The sequence below is a fragment of the Vreelandella subglaciescola genome, from assembly GCF_900142895.1.
Taxonomy (GTDB): domain Bacteria; phylum Pseudomonadota; class Gammaproteobacteria; order Pseudomonadales; family Halomonadaceae; genus Vreelandella; species Vreelandella subglaciescola.
On sequence record NZ_LT670847.1, the window covers coordinates 1,403,317 to 1,418,517 of the forward strand.

Annotated in this window: 13 protein-coding genes; 2 read left to right on the top strand and 11 right to left on the bottom strand. The window is 62.9% G+C overall.

Features of this window, described 5'->3' with window-relative positions:
• Positions 1 to 19: 19 nt before the first annotated feature.
• The 8 genes from B5495_RS06525 to B5495_RS06560 all read right to left on the bottom strand — a co-directional run bounded on the left by B5495_RS06525 (position 20) and on the right by B5495_RS06560 (position 7,958).
• Entirely contained in the window at positions 20 to 532 is a 513-nt protein-coding gene (locus B5495_RS06525) for a GNAT family N-acetyltransferase (protein WP_079552325.1), read from the bottom strand.
• On the bottom strand, positions 525 to 1,334 hold the full coding sequence (locus B5495_RS06530) for a hypothetical protein (RefSeq protein ID WP_154045233.1): 810 nt from the start codon (positions 1,332 to 1,334) through the stop codon (positions 525 to 527). Before B5495_RS06530 ends, B5495_RS06525 begins: the two co-directional genes overlap by 8 nt.
• Positions 1,331 to 1,639: a BolA family protein gene (locus B5495_RS06535; protein ID WP_079552328.1), complete on the bottom strand. Its 309-nt coding sequence runs from the start codon at positions 1,637 to 1,639 to the stop codon at positions 1,331 to 1,333. The genes B5495_RS06530 and B5495_RS06535 overlap by 4 nt, the downstream gene beginning before the upstream one ends.
• A gap of 80 nt (positions 1,640 to 1,719) precedes the next feature.
• The gene (locus B5495_RS06540; RefSeq protein ID WP_079552330.1) at positions 1,720 to 3,120 is read right to left on the bottom strand and encodes an MFS transporter; all 1,401 of its coding nucleotides are present in this window, start codon (positions 3,118 to 3,120) and stop codon (positions 1,720 to 1,722) included.
• Positions 3,121 to 3,258: 138 nt separating this feature from the next.
• On the bottom strand, positions 3,259 to 3,645 hold the full coding sequence (locus B5495_RS06545) for a hypothetical protein (RefSeq protein WP_079552332.1): 387 nt from the start codon (positions 3,643 to 3,645) through the stop codon (positions 3,259 to 3,261).
• Between the two features lie 127 nt (positions 3,646 to 3,772).
• Entirely contained in the window at positions 3,773 to 5,284 is a 1,512-nt protein-coding gene (gene lysS / locus B5495_RS06550; RefSeq protein WP_079552334.1) for a lysine--tRNA ligase, read from the bottom strand.
• Positions 5,285 to 5,318: 34 nt separating this feature from the next.
• A protein-coding gene (prfB, locus tag B5495_RS06555; protein ID WP_154045234.1) for a peptide chain release factor 2 occupies positions 5,319 to 6,417 on the bottom strand; the annotation gives its coding sequence in 2 pieces (ribosomal slippage) (positions 5,319 to 6,341 and positions 6,343 to 6,417; 1,098 coding nt in all).
• A 158-nt stretch (positions 6,418 to 6,575) separates the two neighbouring features.
• Positions 6,576 to 7,958: an OmpP1/FadL family transporter gene (locus tag B5495_RS06560; RefSeq protein WP_079552336.1), complete on the bottom strand. Its 1,383-nt coding sequence runs from the start codon at positions 7,956 to 7,958 to the stop codon at positions 6,576 to 6,578.
• Positions 7,959 to 8,319: 361 nt separating this feature from the next.
• On the opposite strand from B5495_RS06560, the gene B5495_RS06565 reads away from it, so the two are divergent.
• A complete protein-coding gene (locus B5495_RS06565; protein ID WP_079552337.1) occupies positions 8,320 to 8,733 on the top strand; it encodes a MerR family transcriptional regulator in 414 nt (137 codons plus the stop codon).
• Positions 8,730 to 11,285: a heavy metal translocating P-type ATPase gene (locus B5495_RS06570; RefSeq protein ID WP_079552339.1), complete on the top strand. Its 2,556-nt coding sequence runs from the start codon at positions 8,730 to 8,732 to the stop codon at positions 11,283 to 11,285. Before B5495_RS06565 ends, B5495_RS06570 begins: the two co-directional genes overlap by 4 nt.
• Before the next feature lie 101 nt (positions 11,286 to 11,386).
• Here B5495_RS06570 and B5495_RS06575 read toward each other — a convergent pair whose 3' ends face one another.
• The 3 genes from B5495_RS06575 to B5495_RS06585 all read right to left on the bottom strand — a co-directional run bounded on the left by B5495_RS06575 (position 11,387) and on the right by B5495_RS06585 (position 15,156).
• Positions 11,387 to 12,580 carry an MFS transporter gene (locus B5495_RS06575; RefSeq protein ID WP_079552340.1) on the bottom strand — a complete coding sequence of 398 codons (1,194 nt, stop codon included), beginning with the start codon at positions 12,578 to 12,580 and terminating at the stop codon, positions 11,387 to 11,389.
• Positions 12,581 to 12,631: 51 nt separating this feature from the next.
• Positions 12,632 to 14,431 carry a single-stranded-DNA-specific exonuclease RecJ gene (locus tag B5495_RS06580; RefSeq protein ID WP_079552342.1) on the bottom strand — a complete coding sequence of 600 codons (1,800 nt, stop codon included), beginning with the start codon at positions 14,429 to 14,431 and terminating at the stop codon, positions 12,632 to 12,634.
• A 107-nt stretch (positions 14,432 to 14,538) separates the two neighbouring features.
• Positions 14,539 to 15,156, bottom strand: a complete 618-nt coding sequence (locus B5495_RS06585; RefSeq protein ID WP_079552344.1) for a glutathione S-transferase family protein — start codon at positions 15,154 to 15,156, stop codon at positions 14,539 to 14,541.
• Positions 15,157 to 15,201: the final 45 nt, after the last annotated feature.

A 15,201-nucleotide genomic window follows, 5' to 3' on the forward strand; every position in this document is an offset into this window, starting at 1 on the left:
AGACACGGTTTGAAGGCGCCTACTGCGCTTCACCTGCCGCCAATGGCAGCGACATCAGCAGCGCATCTTCACGGCCAGCGTCGCTGGCTGACGCGGCGGGGTAATAATGGTTGCGCCGCCCGTCCACGCTGAAGCCGTGGCGCTGATAGAGCGCAATGGCGGCAGCATTGCCGGCTCTGACTTCCAGCAACAGGCGTTCGCTGTGAAAGCGCTCGGCCATACGCTGTGCTGCGCGCATCAGCGCATCGCCTACTCCCTGGCCACGCCGTTCGGGCAGCACGCCAACGGCCTGAATCTCGGCGTCAAAGGGCTGGCGCGCCAGCAGGATAAACCCCATCAGCTGCGGCGCATCTACGGCGCCCGTAAGCGCACCCAGCACACAGGCATCCGCCGCGCCCAGCGCCTCTTTTAGCTCGGCGGGCGTTGCACCGCTGTGTGCGATACCTTCCACCGTTTCAAGCAGGCTTTTATGCTGCGACGTTAACGCCGTTATGCGAAACGTCGCCTCGTCATCAGCGGCTACGCTAGTCATCGTCCTGCGCCTCGCGCCAGCGCTCGCCCAGCGCCTTGATGGCCGGCCACAGTGCGCGCTTGGCAGCGCCGTCATGCAACAGCGTTTCCAGCGCGGGGCCTTGCCATAGCGGCAGCGCAAGCGTATTCGAGCGCGTGGCGCTTTTTTCCTGATGCGGATCAAGCACCTCGCCCAGCGGGGTTTGCTGCTCACCGGCCCACCACAGCACGTGCGAAAGCACCCAGCCGTTGCGGCTTGCCGTACCGCTGACAAAGGCGCTCAGGCCTTCGCGGGCTTCAACCAGCGGCTCTTCGGCGGCGGGGCCATCGGCCAGCGGCGGCCAGGTAAATGTCTGCCAGGCCGACATGGCCGACGGCGCAATGCCCGCCGCCTGATAGATATTAACCAGAAATTTGCGCTGCTCGGCCGTCAGCTCGCCGTCGTGCAGGCTGAGCCAGCGCCCGCCAAGACAGAGTCCCGACAGCGTAAAGGACAGCGGCTGACGGGGGGCAGGAGTCGTCGGCGCCTTTTCTGCCGGCGCAGGCACCGGCTCGGCGCGTGATGGCACGTCATCCAACAGCGCCTTGATGGACGCAGGATTGGCCGCCGGCTCAGGCGCAGCAGCGCGGCGGTCGGCTTCGGCCTGTTGGGCATCGTCAAGCAGCGCATGCAAGCGCTGGCTGGGCGAGGCAGGCGCCTGCGGCGCCGGTTGCTCCCAATCGCAGGCCGTTGTGGCCAGCGCGTTGGGCAGGCAGTAGCGCGATGCCAGCGTAGTAATACCCATGGCCTCAAGGTACTGCCGGCGAACGACTTCCTGATTCACTTGCCGCCGCCACGGCAGTCGGGCGAGTCCGGGCGCTCACCGCCACGCGCCTGCCATTCTGCCGGCGTGTAAAGGTGCAGCGCCAGCGCGTGCACCGGGCCTGCCAACTCGTCGGCGAGCAGCTTGTAGACCTGCTGATGACGCTTGACCGGCATCAGCCCGTCAAGCTGTTCGCTAACCAGCGTGACCTTGAAGTGCGTCTCGGAATTGGGCGGCACGTTGTGGCGGTGGCTTTCGTTCTCCACGCGCAGTACCGACGGCGCCAGCGCATCAAGCTTGTGCTCAATCTGTGTCTGCAGCGTCACGGCTATCTCCTTGGCGGACGGTTCTTGATAAACAGGTCTTGATAAACGGTTCTTATGCATATGACCCCAATGGTACGCGCTTATGCGCTACGCGACGATGCACGCTCGCGCATGGCACGGCGCGCCAGCGGAATCCGCGCCACGCTCGCGATCAGCGATAACAGCGCGGTCAACGCCCCCAGCCACAGCGTCACCTGCACGGCCAGCCCCAGCGCCAGTGCCGCACCCACCAGCGCCACGCCCAGCGATTGACCCACGGTGCGCGTGGTGCTCATTACCCCGGAGGCGTTGGCGCTGCGCGCCGCCGGCAGGCTGGCCATCATCTCGCGGTTATTGGGCGGCTGAAAAAGGCCAAAGCCGATACCGCACAGCGCAACGCGCCACAGGCTGCCGGCAATGCCGGTGCTTTCATCCACCAGCGCCAGCGCGACAAACCCCACGATCAAAAGCCCCAGGCCGATACTTGAAAGCACGCTGGGATTCACCCGGTCGGCCAGGCGGCCGGCCAACGGCCCCACCACCATCAGCGCCAGCGGCCAGGGGGTAAACAGCCAGGCAGTGAGCAGCGGGCTCAGCCCCATTTTTTCCTGATAGAGAAACGACAGCGCGACAAACGCCAGCCCCTGCCCCACAAAGGCAAAGCCCGAGGCCGACACCGCCAGGGTGAAGCGCTTTTCGCGGAACAGGTGCAGCGGCAGTAGCGGATACGGCGCGCGCCTCTGGCGGCGGATAAACGCCGTGCCGGCCAGCAACATGCCAAGCCCGAACCCTGCGCACTGCCAAACGGGGGCGCGGTGCCCTATTGCGTTCATGGTCAGAAACAGGCTGGCCAGCATCAGCATCGAATACAGCGCGCCGCGCGTGTCAAAGCTGCCCTGACGCGGCGTTTCTTTGGGCAGCGCATGGCGGGCGAGCAAAAACGAGGCCAGCCCCAGCGGCACGTTAAGCGCAAACAGCCAGGGCCAATGGGTAAACGACAGCACCAGCCCGCTGAGCGTGGGGCCGGCGGCGTAGCCACCGCCCACCACCAGCGCGGAGAGCCCCAGCGCGCTGCCCAGCAGGCGTGAGGGGAAAATCAGCCGGTAGATTGATGGGCCGATGGACAGCGTCGCCGCTGCACCCAGCCCCTGCAGCGCACGAAACACCAGCAGGGTATCCAGATTGCGCGACAGCGCCGACCCCAGCGCGGCCACGACAAACGTGCCCAGCCCGAACAGGTAAATGCGCCGGCGGGTCACCAGTTCGCTGAGCCCGGCAAAGACCAGCAAAAACGCCGCGCACACCACCTGGAAGATATTGGTGACCCAGACCACGTCGCTGGACGTCACCTTGAGGTCGGCGGCAATGGACGGCAACGCCAGATTGATCATGGTGGTATCCACCACCGCCATCAGCGTACCGCTAACCAGCGCCAGCACGGCAAGAAAGCGCTCGGGGCCCGGCAGGCCATCGTCGCCTGCGCGCGTTTCAAACAGTCGCATGGGTCAGTCGCATGGGTAAAAATCCTTGGGGAAACACACGAACGCGCCTGCTGAAACCGGATCGAAATCGGTTCCAGCAGGCGCGGCTGTGGCACGACGCCCTTGACTCAGGACGCTTGGGGAAAAGGCGAGTAGGCGCTAGTCGGGCTCGTTATCGAGCAATAGCGCATCGTCGACTTCCGAGATTTCCAGCGCCGTTTCGTCATCCAGATCCACGGCGAGAAAGCTGTACTCAATGCGCAGAAAGGCCTGAAACAACGACCAGTCCAGCGCGGCCGGCCACTGACTCTCGTCTTCTTCCCAGGCAAGCAGCTCGGTTTCAAAGATGTCCACGTAGCGTTCGCGCACGTAGGCTTCAAGCGCCTCGGGCGTGTCCATTTCGGGAATCAGATAGACGGTACTCTCGCGTTCGACGTCGCCCAACGCCAGGTCATCGTCTCCCATGGCAGGCTCAAGCGCGTTGATCCAGTCCACAAATTCCTGGGTCGGCCTGACACTCAAGGCGGAGCGGTTAAGCAGTTTCATGGGGTTCTCCTTATAGAACGATGCCTTTGCTGAACGATCTTCACCGTCGAAACAGCATCTTGAAACGCAGTCAGTATGGGCGTTTGAGCGCCGACTTGCCAACGTTTGCCAACCCGATGTCCGGTCTCTACACGTCCGCTTCCGGACGCATGGCCGGGAACAGCAGCACGTCGCGGATCGAGGCGCTGTCGGTAAACAGCATCACCAGCCGGTCAATGCCGATACCTTCGCCCGCGGTGGGCGGCAGGCCGTATTCCAGCGCGCGCACATAGTCAGCATCATAGTACATCGCTTCCAGGTCACCGGCGTCTTTTTCCGCCACCTGCTCTTTAAAGCGCTGGGCCTGATCTTCGGCGTCGTTAAGCTCCGAGAAGCCGTTGGCGATCTCGCGCCCGCCAACAAAGAACTCGAAGCGATCGGTGACGAAGGGATTAGCGTCATTGCGCCGTGCCAGCGGGCTGACCTCGGCCGGGTATTCGATGATGAACGTCGGCTGATCAAGCTTGTGCTCGGCCACTTCTTCAAAGATTTCGGTCTGCAGCTTGCCCAGCCCCCAGCTGTCCTTGACCGCAATGCCCAGCTTGTCGGCCAGCACGCGGGCGGCGTCCAGCGTGTCCAGATCGGCATCCACAATGCCATCGCCATGGGTCAGGATCGCGTTGCGCAGAGTGATGCGCGCAAACGCTTTGCCAAAGTCGTACTCGGCGCCCTGATACGGAATCAGCGTGGTGCCCAGCACCTGTTCGGCGGTGGTGCGCAGCATGGCTTCGGTCATGTCGAGCAGATCAAGGTAGTCGGCGTAGGCCCAGTAAAACTCGACCATGGTGAATTCGGGGTTATGCCGCGTGGAGAGCCCTTCATTTCTGAAGTTACGGTTGATCTCAAAGACCTTTTCAAACCCACCGACCACCAGCCGCTTGAGGTAAAGCTCGGGGGCAACGCGCAGGTACATGTCGATGTCCAGCGCGTTGTGATGGGTCATGAACGGCCGCGCCGTCGCCCCGCCGGGAATCTGCTGCAGCATTGGCGTCTCCACTTCCATGAAGTCGCGGGCTTCAAAAAAGCGGCGCATGGCGCTGATCACCGCCGCGCGGATTTCAAATACGCGGCGCGAGTCGGGGTTCATGATCAGGTCAACGTAGCGCTGGCGGTAGCGGGCTTCCTGATCGGTCAGGCCATGGAACTTGTCCGGCAGCGGACGCAGGCTTTTGGTGAGAAGCGTGGCGTCGACCATTTTGACGTACAGGTCGCCCTTGCCAGATTTGTGCACCGGCCCACGGCCGGCAACGATATCGCCAATATCCCAGCCTTTGACGTCGTCAAGCACGTCGTCGGGCAGGCCTTTTTTATCCACGTAAAGCTGGATTTGCCCGGCCACGTCCTGAATCACGATAAAGGGGCCACGTTTGCGCATGACGCGCCCGGCGACCGAAGCGTACTGGTCAAGCACTTCCAGCTCGGCCTTGTCCTTGTCACCCAGCGCGTCCTGCAGCTCGACGCTCAGGTTGTCGCGGCGAAAATCGTTGGGAAACGCACTTTTCCCCTGGGCGGCGGTCTTTTCGCGGTGTGCGGAAAGCTTGGCGCGGCGCTCAGCGATTAAGTGGTTTTCGTTCTCAAAAGACGCGTCCTGATTAGCCATTCGGGCACCCTTACAATGATAAAACCCTGAAAAATTACAAACCCTGCTTAAGGCTCGCGACGATAAACTGATCCAGATCACCATCGAGCACTTTTTCGCAGTTGCTCGACTGCACGCCGGTGCGCAAATCCTTGATGCGCTGGTCGTCCAGCACGTAGGAGCGGATCTGGCTGCCCCAGCCGATGTCAGCTTTGGAGTCTTCCGCTTCCTGCTTGGCGGCGTTGCGCTTTTGCATCTCAAGTTCCCAGAGCCTGGCCCTGAGCTGCTTCATGGCAGAGTCACGGTTGGCGTGCTGGCTGCGCTGGCTCTGGCAGGCTACCACCACCCCGGTCGGCTCGTGGGTAATACGCACGGCCGAGTCGGTGGTGTTGACGTGCTGGCCGCCGGCGCCGCTTGAGCGGTAAGTGTCGGTGCGCAGGTCTGAGGGGTTGATATCCACCTCGAAGCTGTCGTCCACCTCGGGGGAGAGAAACACCGAGGAAAACGACGTGTGACGGCGCCCGCCCGAATCAAACGGACTTTTGCGCACCAGCCGGTGTACGCCGGTCTCGGTGCGCAGCCAGCCAAAAGCGTAGTCGCCCTGGATATGCAGCGACGCAGACTTGATGCCAGCCACGTCGCCGGCCGAAATTTCGGTAATGTCTGCCTTGAAGCCGTGGTGCTCGGCCCAACGCAGATACATGCGAAGCAGGATATTGGCCCAGTCCTGCGCCTCGGTGCCGCCGGAGCCCGACTGGATATCCAGATAGGCGTTGTTTTCATCCATCTCGCCGGAAAACATGCGCCGGAACTCGAGCTTTTCAAGCGCGGCCTGCAGGTTATCAAGCTCTGCCCGAACTTCGTCCACCGTCGCTTCGTCGTCTTCCACCTCGGCCAGCTCGAGCAGGTCTTCGCTATCGCCAAGCCCCTGTTCAAGGGTGTCGATGGTGGTGACGATGGTCTCCAGCGAGGCACGCTCTTTACCCAGTTTCTGGGCGTAGCCGGGATCGCTCCAGACGTTCGGGTCTTCAAGCTCGCGGGTGACTTCTTCTAGCCGGTCTTTACGCTCAGCATAGTCAAAGATACCCCCTAAGAATGCCTGTCCGCTCCGACAGATCCTTGATTTGATTGTGAATCGGGTTGGTTTCCAGCATGGATGCGCCCCAGATGTGTGGCTTTGGCAAAGCGGGCATTGTAGCGAAACCGGGCGCCTCCCGCATCCATCGCCCCGCCACATCCGCATAAAAACACGCGGCCAGCAAAAAACCCGGCCGGAGCCGGGTTGGGTAGCGCTCATACACAGCGTGAAGCGTTAAAAACGGTAGGTCAGCTGCGCGCCAAAGCCGTGGGCTTCGTTTTTGTAGTCGGCGGAGTAGGTGCTTCCCCCGATCGGCTGGCCGCCGGTGGCCGGGCTTGCCAGGTGATCACTACGGTTCTGCTCAACGTGTGTGCCGTGCTCGGTGAGGTAGGAATAGGCCAGGTCAATGGTCATATCCTCGACCGGCGTCCAGCCGGCGCCCAGCGAGAAAATACGCCGGTCATCAGACGGAATCCGCACGCTGCGGTGCTCGTCATTACTCGGTGTCTGGTCAAGGCTCAGGCCAGCACGCAGGGCCCACTGCGGATTCAGCTGGTACTCGCCGCCCACGGCGAAGGCCCAGGAGTTACTATAGTTCTGCGTTTCCTGGGTGATCTCCTCAATGGTGTCACCGGTTACGCGAATTTCCTGGAACTTGCTCCAGCGCGACCAGGAAGCGCCAAACATCAGCTTGAGCTTTTCGGTCATTTGCTGGGTCACGGAGAAGTTGACGGTTTCCGGCGTGGTTAGCGCAAGGTTGGCGTTATCGGATCGGACCACGTTGCCCAACGGATCGGTGGCCGCAAAATCCCCTTCGAGGTCATATTCGACCTCGGAACGATAGGTCAGCCCCAGCGTGGTTTCCGGCACCGGCTGATAAATCACCCCGAGGTTGTAGCCCCAGGCTTCGTCGTCGCCATCGACGCGGGCGTCAACGTCTCCCGCCGGGTTATAACTCGTACCGGTAGGAATCTGGCGGCGCAGTTCGCCTTCCACGCGGTTATACGTAACGCCGGCGCCGAACGACCACTGATCGTTGAAGCGATAGGATACCGTTGGCTGCGCGGTTACCACCTTAACTTCGGTGTAGTTACCGAAATAGCGCCCCTGAAAATCATCTTCGTAATCGGTCTTTGAGCCAAAAGGCACGTAAACGCCAAAACCGAACGCCAGCCTGTCGTTGACCGGATGCGCATAGAAGGCAAAAGGCACCGCTTTATTGCCGACCATATCGCCGTCGTTACCGCCGGGAACGCTGCCTACCGGCACCTGAACACCATTAGGGGCGCCTCCTCCGACGACGCCAGAGTCCAGGTTACGCGTAGCGGTGGCATTGCTGATGTCGTTATTGACCATCAGGTAGGTGCCGCCGGCCGAAATCTGCGCACGGTCGAGGAACGACATCCCCGCGGGGTTGCCATACACAATGGTGGCATCGTGGACGTTGGAACTGCGCCCGGCGTGGCCGTAGCCCTGGCCGCTGACGCTCTGCTCGTTGAGCTGAAAGCCGCCGGCATGGGCCTGGCTGGCAAAGGCAGCGGCGCTAACGGCGGCCGTTAACGCGAGCTTTTTGACGTGATGTGCTTTTTTAGCAGCGTTTTTAGCATTGTTATTCATAGTCCACCTCTCTTCCCGATGATCGTTATGCAGCGTCCTGATTTATTATGGATCTAGTTGATGATGATTGCGGATACGGTATGTGGCTTCGTTGGTGATGCGCTTTTAGCGTGTTAAGCCCATCGCATTAATACGCCCGTTTAGCCTAGTGCCTTTTTCTCGCACCCGGCGCGTAGGTTCAAGAGCAAACGACCGTTTTATTGCGTCTCCGCTTCATTCTTTAGTCGTATGCATAGATTTTACAGCCAATGGCGCGCGTCATTGGCTCAGCATTGACCTATGGGTAACACAAAGGTTTTACACTACGGGCATGATCGGCTCGCTACCCAGGCCACCGGACACAGAGTAAGGGGAGACGCGGATGAAAGTCAGCGAGATTGCCAGAGAGGCAGACGTGACGGCCGAAACGGTGCGCCACTACACTCGCGAGCACCTGCTCGCTCCCACACGTCACCCGCAAAACGGCTACCAGCTGTTCAGCCGGCACGACCTTGAGCGCCTGCGCTTTATTCAGCGCGCGCGCAAGCTGGGCTTTAGCGTCGCGGAAATCCGCGAAATTCTGGCGCACGCCGATCAGGGCGATTCGCCCTGCCCGCTGGTGCGCGACCTGCTGGCCAGCCGGCTACCCCAGATTCGGTCTCGCATTGCCGAGCTTGAAGCGCTGGCCGCGCGCATGGAGCAGGCGCTTACCAGCTGGCAAGAGATGCCCGACGGCACGCCGGACGGCCACAGCCTGTGTCGTTTGATTGAAAGCTTTCCCGAGGAGACGCCATGAGCCAGCACACCCTGACGCGCCACGTGCCCGGCATGAATTGCCAAGGCTGCGTCAAGCGCATGCGCGAGGCCATTGAGGCCATTGAGGCCGACGCCGAGGTTATCGGCACCCCAGCCGAGAAGCGCCTCGACGTGACCACCACGCTCGACGCTGAGACGCTCGACCGCGCGCTCGATGAGGCCGGCTATCCGCCCGGCGACGTCGAGAACGCAGCCGCCGATGAACCAGCGGACACCGAAACGCCCGACGTCTCCGTCGAGAACACGCCCGCTGCCGGCAGCGAGAAAACGCGCCTGGCGATCAGCGGGATGACCTGCGCCAGCTGTGTGAAAACCGTGCAGCAGGCGCTTGAGCGCACCGCCAACGTCGACTCGGCTTCGGTCAACTTCGGCACCCATACCGCCGAGATCACCGGCAGCGCTGCGGAAAGCGCGCTGATCAGCGCGGTTCAGGACGTGGGCTATGACGCCGAGCCGATTGTCGATATGCGCGAGGCCGAAAAAACCCGCGCCGATAAAGAAGCCCGCGAGTATAAAAAACGCCTGAAAGGCAGCGCGTACTCGCTGGTGCTGGCTATTCCGCTGATGGCCAGCATGTTCTTCTTCCACCCCGAGCCAATTGGCGCCGGCCGGCTTTACTGGTTGGCCATCGGCGCGCTGACGTTTGCGGTCATGGCCTTTCCCGGGCGGCACTTTTTTACCAGCGCGTGGAAAAGCTTCAAACACCACCAAGCCAATATGGATACGCTGGTGGCCATGGGCACCGGCACCGCCTGGCTGTATTCCATGGTCGTGGTGCTGTTTGCTTCCTGGCTGCCCGAGGCCGCTCGCGGCATCTACTTTGAAGCCTCGGCGATGGTCATCGGGCTGATCCTGCTAGGCAACGCCATGGAGCTTAGAGCTCGCGGGCGCACCAGCGACGCGCTCAAGCGCCTGCTCGACCTGCAAACCCGCACCGCGCGGGTGATCCGCGACGGTAACGAGCAGGAAATCGAGATTAACGCGGTGCGCGAAGGCGACCATATCCGCGTGCGCCCCGGTGAGAGCCTGCCGGTCGACGGCGACGTCACCGAGGGGTCGAGCCACATCGACGAATCCATGCTCACCGGCGAGCCGGTGGCGGTAGCCAAAGCCAAAGGCGATACGGTTAGCGCCGGCACGGTCAACGGCAAAGGCGGGCTTGTCTACCGCGCCACCCGCGTCGGCAACAATACCCGGCTGGGGCAAATCACCGAGCAGGTGGCCAGCGCCCAGAACTCGCGCCCGCCCATCGGCGATCTGGCCGATAAAGTCTCCAGCGTATTTGTGCCCTCGGTGATGATTATTGCCGTGCTGACCGCACTGGTGTGGTTCAACGTCGGCGCCGAGCCGCGGGTGATCCACATGCTGGTGACCGCCACCACGGTGCTGATTATCGCCTGCCCCTGCGCGCTGGGCTTGGCCACGCCGATTTCCACCATGATTGGCGTGGGCAAGGCCGCCGAGCACGGCGTGCTGGTCAGAAACGGCGAGTCGCTGCAAACCGCCAGCAAGCTCACCGCGCTGGTGGTGGATAAAACCGGCACCCTGACCGAAGGCAAACCCCGGGTGACCGAGACCAGCATTTTAAGCGGCAGCGAAGCCGACACGCTGGGCTTAGTGGCCGCCCTTGAGCGCGGCTCCGAGCACCCGCTGGCCACCGCCCTGCTGAGCTATTGCGAGGAACAATCTGGCAGCGCCGACGCCGCCGAGATTCACGACTTTGACAGCGTGACCGGCGGCGGCGTGAAAGCCCAGAGTAAAGCCGGCGAGCTGCTGCTGGGCAACGCCCGCCTGCTCGAAGACGCCGGCATCGACTTGGCCGCCGGCCACGACAGCGCCCGGGCGCTGGAAGAAAAAGCCCGCACGCTAGTGTATCTCGCCGTGGGCGGCAAGCTTACCGCGCTGTTCGGCGTCAGCGACCCGCTGCGCAATGACGCCAAAGAGGCGATTTCACGGCTCAAAGCCGACGGTCTAAAGATCATCATGCTCACCGGCGATAACCGCCATACGGCCAAGGCCATTGGCATGGAGGTGGGGATCGACGATTACCGCGCCGAGCTCAAGCCGGAAGATAAGCACGCCGAGATCGAGCGCCTGCAGCAGGAGGGTCACATCGTGGGCATGGTGGGAGATGGCATCAACGATGCGCCGGCGCTCGCCCGCGCCGACGTGGGCTTTGCCATTGGCCAAGGCACCGACGTGGCGATTGAAAGCGCCGGTATTACGCTGATGCGCGGCTCGCTGCACGGCGTGGCCGCCGCCATCGAGATCAGCCAGGCAACGCTTACCAACATCAAGCAGAACCTGGCCGGCGCCTTTGGCTACAACGCGCTGTGCATACCCATTGCCGCCGGGGTGTTCTACCCGCTGACCGGCACGCTGCTGTCGCCGATGATCGCCGGTGCGGCAATGTCGCTGTCCTCGATCACCGTGGTCAGCAACGCCAACCGCCTGCGCCTGTGGAAGCCCAAACAGGCGCCATCTACCGCCGCCGCCAGCGATGACCACGCCGACAAGGAGCAACGCTCATGAGTTTCATCATTAATCTAGCGGGTATCGGGCTGATTGCCGCCGTTGTCTGGTGGTTCTGGCTGAGTTAGTTCTGGCTGGGCGAGTTCTGCGCGATAGGCGATTCAACCCGAACGGCGCGCGCCTCGCAGCACTAGCACCAGCGCCACGCTGCACAAAAGCGCCACCAGGCCGGCAAACCCCGCGCCGGTGGCTACAAGCCCTAGATAGCGAGCGGCCAGCCCAATGCCCACCACCGGAATCGACAGCGCGATATACACAATCACGAAAAAGGTGGAAGTCACCGCACCGCGCTGACTCCCGGGGCAGGCCGCCGCGATAGCCCCCAGCCCGGCACGAAAAGCGATGCCCTGCCCGACGCCGGCAAACAGCGCGCCGCACAGAAACACCGTGAGTGCTGCCTGCAGAATACCTGTGCCGATCAGCAGCGCTCCGGCAATGACGATGAGGCAGCCCAACGGCAGGCGCCATGAAGGCGTGATTCTCCCCTGCAGCACTTGGCCCAGCGTCGAGGAAAAAAACACCATGCCGGCCACCAGGCCAATCAGCGCGAGACTGTGCTGGCCCAACACCTGCTGCATGAAGGCCGGCACCATGGCGGTGAAAAAACCCAACACGGCAAACCCGGCAAAGCCTGCCAGCACCGCGGGCAAAAACACGCCGCGCACCTCGGGCGGCAGGCTCAGGCGTTGCACGCGCAACTGCGGATGCGCCGCCCGCGCCACGGTTTCCGGCGCGCGCCAAACCAGCATCAGGCCAATCGCTAGCAGCACCAGATGCAGCACATACGGCAGCGCCAGCGGCGCCGGCAGGTAGGCCCCGAACACGCCGGCCGTCATCGGTCCCAGCCCTAATCCGCCCATGTTGACGGCGGTGGCGGCCAGCGTAGCGCGCGGCTTCCACGCCTCGGGGGCCAGCTCAATGACCGCCACCGTTGCCGTGCCGGTGAAAATGCCGGCAGAAATCCCCGACACCACGCGCCCGGCCAGCAGCATTCCCAGCCCGTCGCCGAGCAAAAACAGCGCATCGCTTGCCGCCGCTACCAGCAGTCCGGCGAGCAGCAGCGGGCGTCGCCCCAGCTGATCCGACCAGCGCGCGGTGACTATCAGCGCACCGATCACGCCCAGCGCGTAGGCGGCAAAGATCACCGTGATCAGCAGCTGGGAAAAGCCGTACGCCGCCTGATACAGCGGGTACAGCGGCGTGGGCAGCGTGGTGCCCAGCATAACCACCAAAAAGGCGAACGCCGGGCCTAGAAAAGCTAAAGGAGAACGGGCGGAAGAACGCACTGTGGGCATTAGGCAACTCGGATCAATCAAACGGAAAAATGCACACGCCGTGGCCAAGTATTAGACCGGCTCGGCGTGCTCAACCATTAGCTGCAGGCTTTCGCGGCCGCGAAAGCGGTTACGGTTGAGCTTGTAAGCGCAGTGCAGGGTATCGCCGACGCCAAAGGCCGGGAGCTCGCCGGGGGTTAGCGCACGAAACCAGATGGCCTTGAACGTCAGCGCGCCGGTGGAAAGCTCCATCATCAGGTGGGTACCGTCGGCACCCACCGGACGCAACGCTTCAACGATAAAGCGCCCTTCAAACAGCGGCGGATCAAACTCGCGCCCGTAGGGCCCCAGCGCGTCAAGCTCGTCCAGGGTCGCAAGGCTAAGCTTTTCGACATCGAGCTCGCCGTCGGTCCACAGCTTGGGATACAGCGGCGTATCGCCGAGCTGCTCACCCACGGCCTGTAAAAACGCCGCCTTAAACGCGGCAAGCAGCACCTCGGGCACGCCGATACCCGCCGCTCCGCTGTGCCCGCCAAAGCGTGGCAGCGCCTCGGGCGCCAGCTCATGGGCGCGCTGTAGGGCGTCGCGCAGGTGCAGCCCGTCAATCGAGCGGCCGGAGCCGGTCAGCATGGTGGGGGCTGTCGCGCGGGTCAGCACCAGCGCAGGCCGGCCGTAGGCCTGCACCAGCCTTGACGCGACAATGCCCTGCACGCCCGGGTGGCCGTCTTCCACAAACACCACCACCGCCGGCGCGTCGGCGGCGATCTCGGCGACGGCCAGCGCGCGCGCCTCAATGGCCATCTCGGCTTCGATGGCCTTGCGCGACTGGTTATCGTCTTCCAACACGCTTAAGTGCTGCCCTGCGGCGCCGTCGCTTTCGGCCAGCATGAAATTCAGCGCCTCGTAGGGGTCATCGAGGCGCGAGCGGGCGTTGATCCGCGGCGCCATTTGAAACGCCAGCGTCTCGGCGTTGAACGGCACGCTGTCAGGCCCCAGCCGTTCGGCCATGGCGCGCCAGCAGGGGGCATCCATGCGGTTAATCAGCGTTAGTCCGTAACTGACCACCGCCCGGTTGGCGGGGCTGGCGCCAAGCGATACGCAGTCGGCCACGGTGCCCAGCGCCACGTAAGACAGCCACGGTGAAAGCTTGGGCGTGGCGGCGGGCAAAGCACCCCATTCGATCAACACGCCGCGGGCCAGCGACATCACCAGCCACGCCACCATGCAGCCGGCAATCGTCGCATCGGGGTAGTCGCAGTCTTTCCGGGTGGGGTTAACGCAGGCATACGCCGACGCCGGCGGGCCTTCTTCGGGCAGCGCGTGGTGATCGCTGACCACCACGTCAATGCCGGCGGCTTTGAGCCGGGCGATGCGCGGCTCGTCGGAGCTGCCGCAGTCGGCGGTAATCACCAGCGTGGGCTGGGGCGTTAGTGCAAGCGTGCGCTCCACCAGCGGCAAGCTGATGCCGTAACCATCAAAAATGCGGTGGCCAATCAAGCTGTGGAGCCTGTGTTCGGGGACGCCAAACAGCTCCACCAGCGTACGGCGGATCACCACGTGCGAGGTAATACCGTCGACGTCGTAGTCGGTCAGGATGCCGATCGACTCGCCCTCAACCACCGCCTCGGCAATGCGTTCGGCGGCGCGGCGCCCGTCGGCGAGCTTTTGTGGATGCACCAAATAGCGCAGGCTCGGCGTTACCAACGGCGCAAGCTCGCCTTCATAGCCCGGCAGGCGCGAGGCCAGAAGCCGCGCCTGAAGCTCGGAAAGTCCGCTCTCCAAAGCACGACGGTAAAGGGACTCGTTGCTCGAGCGCGTCACAATCACAGGACGGGTGGCCGCATGGGTCAACCGCTCGGGGGCGTGTGGCATGGGTGTCTCTTTCCTACGGGGCAAGACCCCGAACAGCGAAAACGCGAGGATTCGGGTGCGTTAGGATCAGGGCCGATCAACGGGTCATCGAGCAAACATCACACGAGTCAGGTCAGCGGCAACATCACGTGCTCGCGAAAACCCGGACGCTCGGTAAGACGCTCGTACCAGGTGGCCAAGTGCGGCAATTCCGGGCGCTCGATGTTCATGCCAAACCAACCATAGGCGTAGCAACCCAGCGGAATATCACCGATGCCAAAGTTCTTGCCGGAGAGCCACGCTTGGCGGCTGAGAACGTCGTCCAGCACGTCCAAGTGCTTGGCGCAGGCCGCACGGCCGGCCTCCATGGCCGCCTCGTCGCGAGTCGCGTCGGTGGCCCGAATCTTATTCAGAAACAGAGCGCGGAAAGGGTTGGCCAGAGTCGACAGCGCCCAGTCCATCCACATGTCACTGCGGGCCAGACCCCCGACGCTGCCGCTGCCAAGCCTGCCTTGACCGTACTCGGCGACCAAGTAGCGAACGATGGCATTGGACTCCCACAGCAGCAGATCACCGTCTTCCAGGCAGGGGATCAGGCCGTTGGGGTTCTTGGCCAGGAACTCAGGGCTGTCGAGACCGCCGAAGGGGCCGCCCATGTCGACTCGCTCGAGCTCGATACCCAACTCATTCGCGCACCACATCACCTTCTTGACGTTGATCGAGTTCTTTCGTCCCAACAAACGCATGAGCTCACTCCCTTCGTGATGAAACGAGGGCGACATCGCCACCCT

Bases quoted from the DNA above. Each gene is read 5' to 3' on its own strand.
- B5495_RS06525 (WP_079552325.1), bottom strand. From the start codon at position 532: ATGACTAGCGTAGCCGCTGATGACGAGGCGACGTTTCGCATAACGGCG.
- B5495_RS06540 (WP_079552330.1), bottom strand. From the start codon at position 3,120: ATGCGACTGTTTGAAACGCGCGCAGGCGACGATGGCCTGCCGGGCCCC.
- B5495_RS06545 (WP_079552332.1), bottom strand. From the start codon at position 3,645: ATGAAACTGCTTAACCGCTCCGCCTTGAGTGTCAGGCCGACCCAGGAA.
- lysS (WP_079552334.1), bottom strand. From the start codon at position 5,284: ATGGCTAATCAGGACGCGTCTTTTGAGAACGAAAACCACTTAATCGCT.
- B5495_RS06560 (WP_079552336.1), bottom strand. From the start codon at position 7,958: ATGAATAACAATGCTAAAAACGCTGCTAAAAAAGCACATCACGTCAAA.
- B5495_RS06565 (WP_079552337.1), top strand. From the start codon at position 8,320: ATGAAAGTCAGCGAGATTGCCAGAGAGGCAGACGTGACGGCCGAAACG.
- B5495_RS06570 (WP_079552339.1), top strand. From the start codon at position 8,730: ATGAGCCAGCACACCCTGACGCGCCACGTGCCCGGCATGAATTGCCAA.
- B5495_RS06575 (WP_079552340.1), bottom strand. From the start codon at position 12,580: ATGCCCACAGTGCGTTCTTCCGCCCGTTCTCCTTTAGCTTTTCTAGGC.
- B5495_RS06580 (WP_079552342.1), bottom strand. From the start codon at position 14,431: ATGCCACACGCCCCCGAGCGGTTGACCCATGCGGCCACCCGTCCTGTG.
- B5495_RS06585 (WP_079552344.1), bottom strand. From the start codon at position 15,156: ATGCGTTTGTTGGGACGAAAGAACTCGATCAACGTCAAGAAGGTGATG.